Origin of the sequence: Sporichthya sp., assembly GCF_013815995.1 — a bacterium.
Taxonomy (GTDB): domain Bacteria; phylum Actinomycetota; class Actinomycetes; order Sporichthyales; family Sporichthyaceae; genus Sporichthya.
This window is the reverse complement of sequence record NZ_JACDFE010000118.1, coordinates 1-13371: the sequence shown is the minus strand read 5'-3', so window position 1 is coordinate 13371 and position 13371 is coordinate 1. Positions and strand designations below refer to the sequence as shown.

General features: G+C 70.2%; 11 protein-coding genes. 10 read left to right on the top strand and 1 reads right to left on the bottom strand.

All coding sequences use genetic code 11. From position 1 onward, the window contains the following. A partial coding sequence (locus H0X00_RS14025; RefSeq protein ID WP_293772050.1) for a PH domain-containing protein occupies positions 1–1232 on the top strand: 1232 nt, incomplete at its 5' end. Between the two features lie 155 nt (positions 1233–1387). On the opposite strand, the gene H0X00_RS14020 is transcribed toward H0X00_RS14025, so the two are convergent. Beyond that, complete coding sequence (locus tag H0X00_RS14020; protein WP_293772047.1) at positions 1388–2287, bottom strand: SAM-dependent methyltransferase; 900 nt, start codon at positions 2285–2287, stop codon at positions 1388–1390. A 48-nt stretch (positions 2288–2335) separates the two neighbouring features. On the opposite strand from H0X00_RS14020, the gene H0X00_RS14015 reads away from it, so the two are divergent. The 9 genes from H0X00_RS14015 to H0X00_RS13975 all read left to right on the top strand — a co-directional run bounded on the left by H0X00_RS14015 (position 2336) and on the right by H0X00_RS13975 (position 13341). Next, positions 2336–3253, top strand: a complete 918-nt coding sequence (locus H0X00_RS14015) for a DUF2520 domain-containing protein (protein WP_293772044.1) — start codon at positions 2336–2338, stop codon at positions 3251–3253. A 104-nt stretch (positions 3254–3357) separates the two neighbouring features. Beyond that, the gene (gene panC, locus H0X00_RS14010) at positions 3358–4290 is read left to right on the top strand and encodes a pantoate--beta-alanine ligase (protein WP_293772041.1); all 933 of its coding nucleotides are present in this window, start codon (positions 3358–3360) and stop codon (positions 4288–4290) included. Positions 4291–4304: 14 nt separating this feature from the next. Beyond that, positions 4305–4766 (top strand): aspartate 1-decarboxylase, encoded by a 462-nt coding sequence (gene panD, locus H0X00_RS14005; protein ID WP_293772038.1) that lies wholly within the window; start codon positions 4305–4307, stop codon positions 4764–4766. Between the two features lie 17 nt (positions 4767–4783). Beyond that, a complete protein-coding gene (locus H0X00_RS14000; RefSeq protein WP_293772036.1) occupies positions 4784–7315 on the top strand; it encodes an L-aspartate oxidase in 2532 nt (843 codons plus the stop codon). Beyond that, positions 7315–8121, top strand: a complete 807-nt coding sequence (locus tag H0X00_RS13995; protein WP_293772033.1) for a type III pantothenate kinase — start codon at positions 7315–7317, stop codon at positions 8119–8121. Before H0X00_RS14000 ends, H0X00_RS13995 begins: the two co-directional genes overlap by 1 nt. 153 nt (positions 8122–8274) lie before the next feature. Next, on the top strand, positions 8275–9726 hold the full coding sequence (gene lysX / locus H0X00_RS13990; RefSeq protein WP_367186620.1) for a bifunctional lysylphosphatidylglycerol synthetase/lysine--tRNA ligase LysX: 1452 nt from the start codon (positions 8275–8277) through the stop codon (positions 9724–9726). Next, complete coding sequence (locus H0X00_RS13985) at positions 9723–10247, top strand: amino-acid N-acetyltransferase (protein WP_293772027.1); 525 nt, start codon at positions 9723–9725, stop codon at positions 10245–10247. The genes lysX and H0X00_RS13985 overlap by 4 nt, the downstream gene beginning before the upstream one ends. A gap of 82 nt (positions 10248–10329) precedes the next feature. Further along, positions 10330–10659 (top strand): Lsr2 family protein, encoded by a 330-nt coding sequence (locus tag H0X00_RS13980; RefSeq protein WP_293772025.1) that lies wholly within the window; start codon positions 10330–10332, stop codon positions 10657–10659. A gap of 180 nt (positions 10660–10839) precedes the next feature. Then, positions 10840–13341, top strand: coding sequence for an ATP-dependent Clp protease ATP-binding subunit (locus tag H0X00_RS13975; RefSeq protein WP_293772022.1), 2502 nt, complete (start codon positions 10840–10842; stop codon positions 13339–13341). Positions 13342–13371 lie beyond the last annotated feature (30 nt).

The window sequence follows — 13371 nt, the reverse complement described above, 5'->3', positions numbered from 1 at the left end:
GTCAGGAGGCGGTGCGCGAGGTGGACCTGCTCCAGCTCGGGCTCATCCTGCTCGCCGTGACCGGCGCCGGCCTGGTCTTCGGGCTGTGGACCTGGTGGTTCACCCGCTACGTCATCGACGGAGACGACCTGCGGGTGGACTCCGGAATGTTGTTCCGGCGCAGTCGGCACATCCAGCTGAGCCGGCTGCAGGCGATCGATGTGGTGCAGCCGTTGGTGGCCCGACTGCTCGGCCTGGCCGAGCTCCGCCTCGAGGTGGCCGGCGGCGGGGCGGCGGAGGGCCGGCTGGCCTACCTCGCCGAGGACAAGGCGAACGCGCTGCGCGCGGAACTGCTGGCCCGGGCCGCCGGAGTTCGCCCGGACGCTCCAGAGGCGCCGGAGGACGTGCTGGTGCGGGTGCCGGTCTCGGCCGTGCTGACCTCGTTGCTGCTGACCGTGTGGGTGCCGGTCGTGGTGCTCGGCGGCGCCGCCCTGGTGATCACGGCCGTCGTACTGCGTGAGCCCGCGCTGATCGTGCCCGCGATCCCGGTGCTGTTCGCCTTCGGGACGCTGGCCTGGCGCGAGTTGGACGGGGCCTTCGACTTCACCGTCGCCGAGTCTCCGGACGGCCTGCGGTTGCGGCACGGGCTGCTCGCCCGAAGGAGCCAGACCGTGCCGCCGGGCCGGGTCCAGGCGTTGCGCATCGTCCAGCCCTACCTGTGGCGGCACCGCGACTGGGTCCGGGTCCAGATCAACGTGGCCGGCTACGCCGGCGGAAACGAGGCGGCGCAGAAGCAGACTTCCGTGCTCCTGCCGGTCGCCCCGCGGGCCACCGCGCTGGCGGTCATCGGCCGCATCCTGCCAGGGGTCGATCCCGGCGCGATTCCGTTGCACCCCGCGCCGCGGCAGGCCGCCCGGGCCCGTCCGTTCTGGTGGCGCGGGCTCGCCTGGGGCGCCGACGAGCACGTGTTCACCGCGAGCAAGGGCCTGTTCCGGCGGCAGCTGGACATCGTGCCGCACGGCAAGACCCAGTCGGTCCGGCTGACCCAGGGCCCGTGGCAGCGCCGCCTGGGCCTGGCCACAGTCCGGCTGGACACCACACCGGGCCCGGTCGTCGTCGAGGTGGCGCATCGGGCGGTCGGGGAGGCCCAGGAGCTCACCGAGGCCCAGGCCGGGCGGGCCCGGGCCGGGCGCCGCGGCGCGGGTCCGGAGCGATGGATGCAGAGCCCCCACGACATTGCCGACATTTCCTGACGGAGCGTCACAGCAGATGCCGCCGACCGGGTGAGTCGTCGCCCACGGCTCCCAGCTTTCTGCCAGGTTCGGTCCCGTTCTGATGCTGCTTCAGGGGGACAAGTCGCGTCTGCACATCATGCGGATCGCGGAGCTCGACGCATCCTGACGCTGCATCAGATAGAGCGGTGGATCTGATCCAGGACCGTGGGCAGCTCGATGCCCACGGCCTGGATCAACCACCGGTACTCGTCGGGCACCGGTGGTGCGCTGACCTCGAGCGCGCGCAGTGCATCGTCCTGGGTGGCCAGCACGGTTGCGGCGGCGCCGGCCCGGACACCGGCGGCGGCGCAGGCATCCAGCGCCACGTGCGCGATGAGGTCGGTGCTGCCGTCCGGAGTCGGCATCACGGCGACGCCGTCCCGGTAGCCGACCAGCGTCCCGTGCGGCGGGCGCCGGCCGGTCAGGTGCGCGAGGTCGACGGCCAGGGCGAGGCCGCGCTGCACCGAGCGGACCGTGGCTGCCCAGGCCTGATCGCGTGGCGAGCCCACTTCGGCCCGGGTCCCGGGCGCCGCCCCGTCCAGCGGCCACCAGCGCGCCAGCCAGGCGAGATCGGTGGCTCCCGGTGGGTCACCCGTCGCCTCGTTGCCGTCGGGGGCGACGAACACCTGGCGGAGGGTGCCCCCGAGATCGACCTCGACGACGTCGAGCGGCACGTTGTTCAACCACTCGTTGGCCACCAGCAGTCGGACCCCGTCACCCTCGGGCGGCGCAAGCTCCGACCACCCGATCCGCGCCGGCAGGGCCGCGGGCCGGGCCACCACCTCGATTCCGTGCAGGGCCACCGTCCGCAGCCGGGGCTCCAGGGCGGTCAGCAATGCACCACGGCCGGCGCCGATATCCACCACCTCGGTCGCGCCGATCGCGACCGCTATCCGGGCGACGGCCGTCGCGAACTCCTCCGCGGGCTGCGCGCAGGCGCGGAAATGCGCCCCGGGGGCATTGCGGCGGTAGAAGCCGTTCGACCCGTAGAGCGCGCGGTCCATGGCTGCCCGCCAGGTGGTCTGCGCGCACACGCCGCGACCGTAGTCGGTGTGCCCAGCGCTGCCTGACACGATGCGCGGGTGAGTGAGTCCGGACGACCCGGGCGGTCCGGACGCCCGGCCCGCCTGAAGGTCGGCGTGATCGGCGCCGGCCGCGTCGGTGCGGTGCTCGGCGCCGCGCTCCAGCAGGCCGGGCACCGGGTGGTCGCCGCCTCCGGGGTCAGTGCCCGCAGTTCCGAACGTGCGGCCGACCTCCTGGACGGGATCGACCTCACCGACCCTTTCGACGTCGCCGGCCGGGCCGACCTGCTGCTGGTCGCGGTGCCGGACGACGCGCTCGAGCCGCTGATCACCGGACTGTCCGAGGCCCGCGCGGTCCCGGCCGGAACGCTCGTCGCCCACACGTCCGGCCGGTACGGGGCGGACGTGCTGACCCCGCTCACCCGGATCGGTGCCCTGCCGCTCGCGCTGCACCCGGTGATGACCTTCACCGGCACCCGGGTGGACCTGGCCCGGCTCGCCGGCTGCTGCTTCGGGGTCACCGCCCCGGAACCGCTGCGCCCGGTCGCCGAGGCGCTGGTCGTGGAGATGGGTTCGGAGCCGCAGTGGGTGGAGGAGGACAAGCGCGCGCTCTACCACGCGGCGCTCGCCAACGGGGCGAATCACCTGGTCACCCTGGTCGCGCAGTCCGGGGCCCTGCTCGCCAAGGCCGGGGTGGAGAACCCCTCCCGCCTGCTCGGCCCCTTGCTCGGCGCCGCCCTGGACAACGCCCTGCGCTCCGGTGACCTGGCCCTGACCGGCCCGGTCGCCCGCGGCGACGCCGCCACCGTGGCGGTCCACATCCAGCAGATCGCGGCGGTCTCCCCGGAGGCAGCCGCGGCCTACGTCGCGATGGCCCGGCTGACCGCGGACCGCGCCCTGGTCGCGGGCCTGCTCACCCCGGACGCCGCGTCGTCGTTACTGGCTGTCCTGGGGCACCGCCATCCGTTCGAACCCTGAGTCCTTCATCACGGAAACTCGGGATTACGCACTGTGCACAGCGGCGTTTACACTCATGGCTGCCACTGCACGTCCGGTACCCGACGAGGACTGGAACGACGGCAATGACCGATACCGCCCTGCTCGACGCTGCGCGCCCCGCGGCGCCGGCGAACGATGTCCCAGCGCGTACCCCTGGGGTGGCGCGTACGCGCGCCGAACTCGACGCTGCGCTCGCGATGCTTCCCGGCCCGGTTGGGGTCGTGATGACCATGGGCGCCCTGCACGACGGGCACGCCGAACTGATGCGCGCCGCGCGTCGCGAATGCGCGAGCCTGGTCGCGACGATCTTCGTCAACCCCTTGCAGTTCGGCGCGAACGAAGATCTCGGCACGTACCCACGAACCTTCGAGTCGGACCTGGCGATCTGCGCCGAGGCCGGGGTGGACGTTCTCTTCCACCCGGGCGAGGCGGAGATGTACCCGCACGGCCGGCCGTCCACCATCGTCACCGCCGGCCCGCTCGGCGATGACCTGGAGGGCGCGTCCCGGCCCGGGCACTTCGACGGGGTGCTCACCGTGGTGCTCAAGCTGTTGCATCTGACGGGCCCTCAGATCGCCTATTTCGGCGAGAAGGACTATCAGCAACTCACGCTGATCCGGCAGATGGTCATTGACCTCGATCTCGATGTGCGGATCGCTCCGGTGCCGACCGTCCGTGAACCGGACGGGCTGGCCCGGTCCAGTCGCAACCGCTACCTCTCCGACCTGGAGCGGGCGGGCGCACTGGCCATCTCACGCGCGCTGCGGGCCGGTGTGAATGCCGGTCCGCGGGGCGGCGCCGCGGTGCTCGCCGCGGCCGAGGCGACCCTGGCTGCGGAGCCCGGTCTGGTCGTGGATTACGTTGCGCTCCGCGACCCCGAACTTGGCCCCGCACCAGACACCGGCGAGACCCGCCTGCTGGTAGCTGCGAAAGCCGGCACCACACGGCTGATCGACAACCTGCCCGTGCTGCTCGGTATTGCTCGCGAAACTGCCCGCGAAACTGCCCGGAACTGAAGGGACTCGCCACCGTGTTCCGCACCATGCTCAAGTCGAAGATCCACCGCGCGACGATCACCCAGGCCGACCTGCACTACGTCGGCTCGATCACCATCGACGAGGATCTGCTCGACGCCGCCGACCTGCTGGCCGGCGAGCAGGTGGCCATCGTCGACATCGACAACGGCGCGCGCCTGGAGACCTACGTGATCCCGGGCCCGCGCGGCACCGGAATCATCGGCATCAACGGCGCCGCGGCCCGTCTCGTCCAGCCCGGTGACCTGGTGATCATCATCAGCTACATGGGTGTGACCGACGCCGAGGCCCGCGAGCTCAAGCCCAAGGTCGTGCACGTCGACGGCCGCAACCAGATCGTGCACATCGACGGCGACCCCGCCGCCCCGGTGCCCGGCGACGGCGACGACCGCGGCGACGTCCGCGGCGACCTCGTGATGAACCGGCACGCGACGCCGCCGGTTCATGTCGGCCGTTAGTCGGCGAGCGCACCTACGTGAGCGGGTTGCCGAGGCGGCTCGCTGCGCCTGAGCCCGGATGGATCCAGGAGGCCGACGTCGTCGTGGTCGGCTCCGGCATCGCCGGGCTGACGATTGCGCTGCGCGCGGCGGACCTCGGCCGCGTTCTGGTGATCACCAAGGACGTGCTGGCCGCCGGCTCCACCCAGTGGGCGCAGGGCGGCATCGCCGCCGCGCTCGGCCCGGAGGACAGCCCGGCCGAGCACGAACGGGACACCCTGCTGGCCGGGGACGGGCTCTGCGACCCGGACGCGGTCCGGCTGTTGGTCACCGAAGGCCCGGCCGCGGTGCGCCGGCTGATCGCCGGCGGTGCGGTGTTCGACCTGGGCCTCGACGGTGAACTTGCCCTCGGCCGCGAGGGCGGACACCGTCGGGACCGGATCGCTCATGCCGGCGGCGACGCCACCGGCGCGGAGATCCAGCGTTCGCTCGTCGACGCGGTCCGACTCGACAGCCGCATCGAGGTCATCGAGCACGCGCTCGCCCTGGATCTGCTGCTCGCCGCCGACGGCGGCGTGGCCGGGCTGACCCTGCACGTCATGGGGGAGGGCCAGCGCGACGGTGTCGGGGCCGTGCACGCCCCGGTCGTGGTGCTCGCCACCGGTGGCCTCGGCCAGATCTACGAAGCCACCACCAACCCGTTGGTCTCCACCGGCGACGGCACCGCGATGGCACTGCGCGCCGGCGCGGTGGTCCGCGACCTGGAGTTCGTGCAGTTCCACCCGACTGTGCTCTGGCTCGGCGCCGATTCGGCGGGTCAACAGCCGCTGATCTCCGAGGCGGTGCGCGGCGAGGGCGCGGTGCTCGTCGACTCCACCGGGCGGCCGTTCATGGCCGGCGAGCACGAACTCGGCGACCTCGCTCCCCGCAGTGTGGTGGCCAAGGCGATCCTGCGCCGGATGCGCTCCACCGCCGTCCCGCACGTCTGGCTGGACGCGCGGTCCCTGGGCGCCGCCACCTGGGAGGCGCGCTTCCCGACGATCCTGGCCAAGTGCCGGGAGCACGGCATCGACCCGGTCACCGATCTGATTCCTGTCGTCCCGGCGTGCCACTACGCCTCCGGCGGCGTGCGCACCGACCTGGCCGGCCGCTCCTCGCTGCCCGGTCTCTACGCGTGCGGGGAGGCGGCCTGCTCCGGCGTGCACGGCGCCAACCGGCTCGCCTCCAACTCGCTGCTGGAGGGCCTGGTCTTCGCCGAGCGGATCGCCGACGACCTGCACCGCACCTTCCAGGCCGGTGTTCCGCACCGGCGCGAGTCGGCCCGGGACACGCGGGCCGCCGGTGTGATCGCCGGGGATGTGCGCGGTGACATCCAGCGCCTGATGAGCGCCGGCGCCGGCGTGCTGCGCAACGACCGTGGCCTGCGGGAGACCGAGGACGCCCTGATCCATCTGGGTCGCACCACCCCGGGCGAGCCGTGCGTGGAGGCCTGGGAGACCACCAACCTGCTCACCGTCGCCCGGGTCCTGGTCGCGGCGGCCGGCGAGCGCGCCGAGACCCGCGGCTCGCACTGGCGCGAAGACTTTCCGGAGCGCGACGACACCGAGTGGCTGGGCCACCTGGACTGCCGGCTGACTGGCGAGGGCGTGTCGATGGTGCACACCGCAGGACACCCGGGGGTCCCCTCCGCCGTGCTCGCCGCCGAACTCGGCGAGGCCGGTCTGCCGGCCGCCGAGTTGCTCGACCTGGTCGCGCGGGCGCTGGCCGAGGACCTGGCACCGGGCCGGGCCGATGTCACCAGCACTGCGACCGTTCCCGCCGAGCAGCGCAGCGTCGCCGACGTGGTGGCCCGCGCGGACGGCGTGGTGGCGGGCCTCGCGGTGGCCCGGGCCGTGTTCGAAACCGTCACCCGCGGGGCCGCGATCGTCGACCTGCTGGCCAAGGACGGTGAGCGGGTGCAGCGCGGCGACGTGCTGATGTCGGTGTCCGGCCGGACCCGTGACCTGCTGGTCGCCGAGCGCACCGCCCTGAACTTCCTGTGTCACCTCTCCGGCATCGCGACCGCCACCCGGGCCTGGGCCGAAGCGTTGGCGGGCACCCGGGCGCGCGTGCGCGACACCCGCAAGACCACCCCCGGACTGCGCGCGCTGGAGAAGTACGCGGTGCGTGCCGGCGGCGGGGTGAACCACCGGATGTCGCTGTGGGACGAGGCCCTGGTCAAGGACAACCATGTGATCGCTGCGGGCGGCGTGGTCGAGGCGTTCGCCGCTGTCCGCAGCCGTTACCCGGACCTGCCGGTGGAGGTCGAGGTCGACTCCCTGACGCAGCTTCAGTTGATGCTGGACGCGGGTGCCGACCTGGTGCTGCTGGACAACTTCACCCCGGACCAGATGCGCGCGGCGGTCGAGCTGACCGCGGGCCGGGCCCGGCTCGAAGCGAGTGGCGGGTTGACCTTCGCCGACGCGGCGGCGGTGGCCGCCACCGGGGTGGACTACGTCTCGGTCGGCGCCCTGACCCACTCGGCGCCCATCCTCGACATCGCTCTGGACCTTCGTGAGGAGACCGGCTGATGCTGCTCACCATCGACGTCGGCAACACCCACACCGTGCTCGGTCTCTTCGACGACAAGGAGATCGTCGAGCACTGGCGCATCGCCACCGACGCCCGGCGCACCGCGGACGAGCTGGCCGTCACCGTGTACTCGCTGCTCGACCGCTTCGTGCGACCCGGCAGTTCCGATGGCACGGCCGAGGGCCCGTTGGTCCACGGCATCTCGATGTGCTCCACCGTGCCCTCGGTCCTGCACGAGATGCGCGAGATGTTCCGCCGGTACTACCCGGACGTGCCGACCGTCGTTGTCGAGCCCGGCGTCCGCACCGGGGTGCCGGTCCTGATGGACAACCCCAAGGAGGTCGGCGCCGACCGCGTGGTGAACTCCCTCGCCGCCGCCCACCTGTACGGCGGGCCGTGCATCGTGGTCGACCTCGGCACCGCGACCACCTTCGACGCGGTCAGCGCGCGCGGGGAGTACATCGGCGGCGCCATCGCGCCCGGTATCGAGATCTCGGTCGAGGCCCTCGGCTCCCGCGGCGCCCAGTTGCGCAAGGTCGAGTTGGCCCGGCCGCGCTCGGTGATCGGCAAGTCCACGGTCGAGGCCATGCAGTCCGGCATCCTCTACGGCTTCGCCGGCCAGATCGACGGGATCGTCGAACGGATGGCCGCCGAACTCTCCGACGACCCGGACACCGTCACCGTCGTCGCCACCGGAGGCCTCGCCCCGATCGTGCTCGCCGAGGCCTCCACCATCGACGTCCACGAGCCGTGGCTCACCCTCGTCGGACTACGCCTCATCTACGAGCGCAACACTTCCGCGTAGCCCGGCGGGCGCCTCGCTGCGTTGTCGTCGTCGCCGGTACTGCGTACACGGCTCCTCCTCCGCCTTGCGATGCATCCCCCCGGATCTCCGCGGACCGGCGGAACCCGGTCAACTAATCTCTGCCCGGTGACTGACGAGGAGCTGCCGGAACAGATGCGCGTCCGGCGCGAGAAGCTGGACCGCCTGCGTGCCGCCGGGGTCGACCCCTACCCGGTGACCTTTGACCGGACCGCGACCGCGGCCGAGTTGGCGGCCGCGCATGTCGGGCTGGAGCCCGACACCGCGACCGGAGTGACGGCGGGGGTGGCCGGCCGGGTGATGCTGTCCCGGGTCGGAGGCAAGCTCTGCTTCGCGACATTGCGGGACGGCACCGGCGACATCCAGGTGATGCTGTCGCTCGACAAGCTCGGTGAGGAATCGCTGGCCGCCTGGAAGACCGACATCGACCTCGGCGACCACGTCGGGATCACCGGCGAGGTCATCACCTCCCGCCGCGGCGAGCTGTCGGTGCTGGCCGAGTCCTGGACGCTGACCGCGAAGTGCCTGCGCCCCCTCCCGGACAAGCACAAGGGCCTGTCCGACCCGGAGACGTTGGTCCGTCAGCGTTACGTCGATCTGATCGTGAACCCCGACGCCCGGCGGATGCTGGGCATGCGCAGCGACATGGTGCGCTCGCTGCGGAACACCCTGGCCGACGCGGCTTTTCTCGAGGTCGAGACCCCGATGCTGCAGGCCATTCACGGCGGTGCGAATGCCCGCCCGTTCATCACGCACATCAACGCCTACGACGCTGATCTCTATCTGCGGATCGCGCCGGAGCTGTACCTGAAACGGCTCGCGGTCGGTGGCGTGGAGAAGGTATTCGAGATCAATCGGAACTTCCGGAATGAAGGCGTTGACGCGACGCACAATCCGGAGTTCACGATGCTGGAGGCGTACGAGGCCTACGGCGACTACAACTCGATGGCGGAGCTGACGCAGCGTCTGATCGTCAATGCTACGAACGACGCGATCGGTGGCACCGTGATCCGGCGTGGCGACGAAGAATTCGACATCGGTGGGGAATGGCGCACCGTCACCGTGAACGACGGATTGTCGGAGGCGCTCGGGACCGAGATCACCGCGGATACCCCGCTGGCCGACCTTCTCACCTTGTGTCAGAAGGCTGACATCAACCTGGATCCGGCCTGGAACCGAGGTCAGGTCATTCTCGAGATGTATGAGCACCTGCTCGAGGACCGCACGGTTCTGCCGACCTTCTACCGGGATTTTCCGACCGAGGTGTCCCCACTGACGCGCGCCCACCGCGTCGAGGAGAGATTGGCCGAGCGCTGGGATCTGGTCGCATTCGGTACCGAGATCGGCACCGCCTATTCGGAACTGATCGACCCGGTGGAACAGCGCGCCCGGTTCACCGCCCAGTCGCTGCTGGCGGCCGGCGGCGACGCGGAGGCCATGCAGCTGGACGAGGATTTCCTGCGGGCCCTGGAGTACGCCATGCCGCCCACCGGCGGGATGGGAATGGGCGTGGACCGGCTGCTCATGATGATGACCGGGGCCAGCATTCGGCAGAGCGTGCTGTTCCCGTTCGTGCGTCCCGAATGAGCTCAGACCACGGCGCCGTGCAGATCCGCCGCGCCCGCACCGGGGACGTCCGGGAGATCCAGCGCTTCATCGACGTCTACGCCGACGACAAGATCCTGCTCTCGAAACCGACTGTGCAGCTGTATGAGGACGTGCAGGAATTCTGGATCGCCGAACGCGACGGCAATTCGGGCCCGCAGGTCGTCGGGTGCGGCGCTCTGCACGTGATGTGGGAAGACCTGGCCGAGGTCCGGACCCTGGCGGTCGCCCCGGGTGAGCGCGGAACCGGAGTGGGGCATCTCCTGCTCGGCCGGCTCGTCGAGGTGGCGCGTGAACTCGGCGTGCGCCGGGTCTTCTGCCTCACCTTCGAGGCCGACTTCTTCACCCGGCACGGATTCCGTCAGATCGACGGAGTGCCGATTGATCAAGAGGTGTTCCAGCAGATTCTTCAGTCCTACGATGAAGGGGTTGCCGAGTTCCTCGATCTGGAACGAGTGAAGCCCAACACGCTCGGTAACTCGCGGCTGTTGCTCACTCTGTAGATTGCTATTCGCGGCAATTGCTGCTTTGCTTTTCCCCGCTCGCCGAAGACGCCGCCCGGCCGTGAGACAGGGGAATGCCCGTATGGCGCAAAAGACACTTGTCATTCTTGAGGACGATCTGGAGGGTGGCGAGGCGGCCGAAACGGTCTCCTTCTCTCTCGACGGTGTTGCCTACGAGATCGACCTCTCGGTGAAGAACGCCGCCAAGTTGCGCGACGCCATGGCGGCGTATGTCGGTTCTGCCCGCCGCGTCGGTGGTCGGGCCAGCCGCGGCAAGGCAAAGGCGACCCGGACCGGCAACACCCGCACCTCCGAAATCCGGGAATGGGCGCGTACCACTGGACTCGACGTCAGCGAACGCGGCCGTATTCCCGCGTCCATCGTCGAGCAGTACGAGAAGGCCCACAAATAGGACACCTCTTCAGTCGCTGTACAGATGGAGAGGCCCCGCACCGATCACCGGTGTGGGGCCTGTTCGTTGAGGGCGTGAAACGGCTGTACTCCTCGCCCGACGCGAGCGGCACCCCGGGACTAGAGTGGCGAAGGACGGCGTTAGGCCCTCGCAAGATAAGGCCGTAGGGGAGCGCAGAACATGTTCGAGAGATTTACCGACAGAGCCCGTCGGGTGGTCGTCCTGGCCCAAGAAGAGGCCAGGATGCTCAACCACAACTACATCGGGACCGAGCACATCCTGCTCGGCCTGATCCACGAGGGCGAAGGTGTCGCCGCCAAGGCTCTGGAGAGCCTGGGCATCTCGTTGGAAGCCGTCCGCCAGCAGGTCGAGGAGATCATCGGCCAGGGCCAGCAGGCCCCGTCCGGGCACATCCCCTTCACCCCGCGCGCCAAGAAGGTCCTGGAGCTCTCGCTCCGCGAGGCGCTGCAGCTGGGTCACAACTACATCGGCACCGAGCACATCCTGCTCGGGCTGATCCGCGAGGGTGAGGGCGTCGCCGCCCAGGTGCTCGTCAAGCTCGGCGCCGACCTGAACCGGGTCCGTCAGCAGGTCATCCAGCTGTTGTCCGGCTACCAGGGCAAGGAGCCCGCGGCCGCCGGCGGCCCGCAGGAGGGCACCCCCTCCACCTCGCTGGTGCTCGACCAGTTCGGCCGCAACCTCACGCAGGCCGCGCGCGAAGGAAAGCTCGACCCGGTCATCGGGCGCGAGAAGGAAATCGAGCGCGTCATGCAGGTGCTCTCGCGACGCACCAAGAACAACCCGGTGCTGATCGGCGAGCCCGGCGTCGGCAAGACCGCCGTCGTCGAAGGCCTGGCGCAGAAGATCATCCGCGGCGAGGTTCCGGAGACGCTGAAGGACAAGCAGCTGTACACCCTCGACCTCGGCGCCCTGGTCGCCGGTTCCCGCTACCGCGGTGACTTCGAGGAGCGGCTGAAGAAGGTCCTCAAAGAGATCCGCACCCGCGGCGACATCATCCTGTTCATCGACGAGCTGCACACGCTCGTCGGTGCGGGCGCCGCGGAGGGCGCGATCGACGCGGCCTCCATCCTCAAGCCGATGCTGGCCCGTGGTGAGCTCCAGACCATCGGCGCCACCACCCTCGACGAGTACCGCAAGCACCTGGAGAAGGACGCCGCACTCGAGCGCCGCTTCCAGCCCATCCAGGTCGCGGAGCCGTCATTGGCCCACACCATCGAGATCCTCAAGGGCCTGCGCGACCGGTACGAGGCGCACCACCGGGTCTCGATCACCGACTCCGCGCTGGTCGCCGCGGCCACCCTGGCCGACCGCTACATCTCCGACCGGTTCCTGCCGGACAAGGCGATCGACCTCATCGACGAGGCCGGCTCGCGCATGCGCATTCGCCGCATGACCGCGCCGCCGGACCTGCGTGAGTTCGACGAGAAGATCGCGAACGTCCGCCGGGACAAGGAGTCCGCGATCGATGCGCAGGACTTCGAGAAGGCCGCCGCTCTGCGCGACACCGAGAAGCAGTTGCTCGGGGAGAAGTCGCAGCGGGAGAAGGAGTGGAAGGCCGGCGACATGGACGTCGTCGCCGAGGTCGACGAGGACCTGATCGCGGAGGTCCTGGCCACCGCGACGGGCATCCCGGTCTTCAAGCTGACCGAGGAGGAGTCGACCCGACTGCTCCGCATGGAGGACGAGCTGCACAAGCGCGTCATCGGGCAGAAACCGGCCATCAAGGCGCTGTCCCAGGCGATCCGGCGTACGCGGGCGGGCCTGAAGGACCCCAAGCGCCCCGGTGGCTCGTTCATCTTCGCCGGCCCGTCCGGTGTCGGTAAGACCGAGCTCTCCAAGACGCTGGCCGAGTTCCTGTTCGGCGACGAGGACTCCCTGATCTCCCTCGACATGAGTGAGTTCGCGGAGAAGCACACCGTCTCCCGACTTTTCGGCTCGCCTCCCGGCTACGTCGGGTACGAGGAGGGCGGCCAGCTCACGGAGAAGGTGCGGCGCAAGCCGTTCTCGGTGGTCCTCTTCGACGAGATCGAGAAGGCGCACCCGGACATCTTCAACTCGCTGCTGCAGATCCTGGAGGAAGGTCGCCTGACCGACGCCCAGGGCCGGGTCGTGGACTTCAAGAACACCGTCATCATCATGACGACGAACCTCGGCACCCGGGACATCTCCAAGGGCATCAACCTCGGCTTCGCGGCCGACGGCAACGTCCAGACCGGCTACGAGCGGATGAAGCTCAAGGTCCAGGACGAGCTCAAGCAGCACTTCCGGCCGGAGTTCCTGAACCGCGTCGACGACATCGTCGTCTTCCACCAGCTGACGGAGGACGAGATCATCACGATCGTCGACCTCATGGTCGCGAAGCTGGACGAGCGGCTCAAGGACAAGGACATGGCCATCGAGGTCACGCCCGCGGCGAAGCTCCTGCTCGCCAAGCGCGGCTTCGACCCCGTCCTCGGCGCCCGGCCGCTGCGTCGCGCGATCCAGCGCGACGTCGAGGACGCGCTCTCGGAGAAGATCCTCTACTCCGAGCTGCGCCCCGGCCAGATCGTCGTGGTCGACGTGGAGGGTGAGGGCGCCGACGTCACGTTCACCTTCCGCGGTGAGGACAAGCCGGTCGTCGTCCCCGACTCCCCGCCGGTGGAGCTGCGCAAGGCCGAGTAGCACCCCCAGCAGGACTCGTAGCGTCCGAAC

Bases quoted from the DNA above. Each gene is read 5' to 3' on its own strand.
- H0X00_RS13985 (WP_293772027.1), top strand. From the start codon at position 9,723: ATGAGCTCAGACCACGGCGCCGTGCAGATCCGCCGCGCCCGCACCGGG.
- lysX (WP_367186620.1), top strand. From the start codon at position 8,275: ATGCGCGTCCGGCGCGAGAAGCTGGACCGCCTGCGTGCCGCCGGGGTC.
- panC (WP_293772041.1), top strand. From the start codon at position 3,358: ATGACCGATACCGCCCTGCTCGACGCTGCGCGCCCCGCGGCGCCGGCG.
- H0X00_RS13975 (WP_293772022.1), top strand. From the start codon at position 10,840: ATGTTCGAGAGATTTACCGACAGAGCCCGTCGGGTGGTCGTCCTGGCC.
- H0X00_RS13995 (WP_293772033.1), top strand. From the start codon at position 7,315: ATGCTGCTCACCATCGACGTCGGCAACACCCACACCGTGCTCGGTCTC.
- H0X00_RS13980 (WP_293772025.1), top strand. From the start codon at position 10,330: ATGGCGCAAAAGACACTTGTCATTCTTGAGGACGATCTGGAGGGTGGC.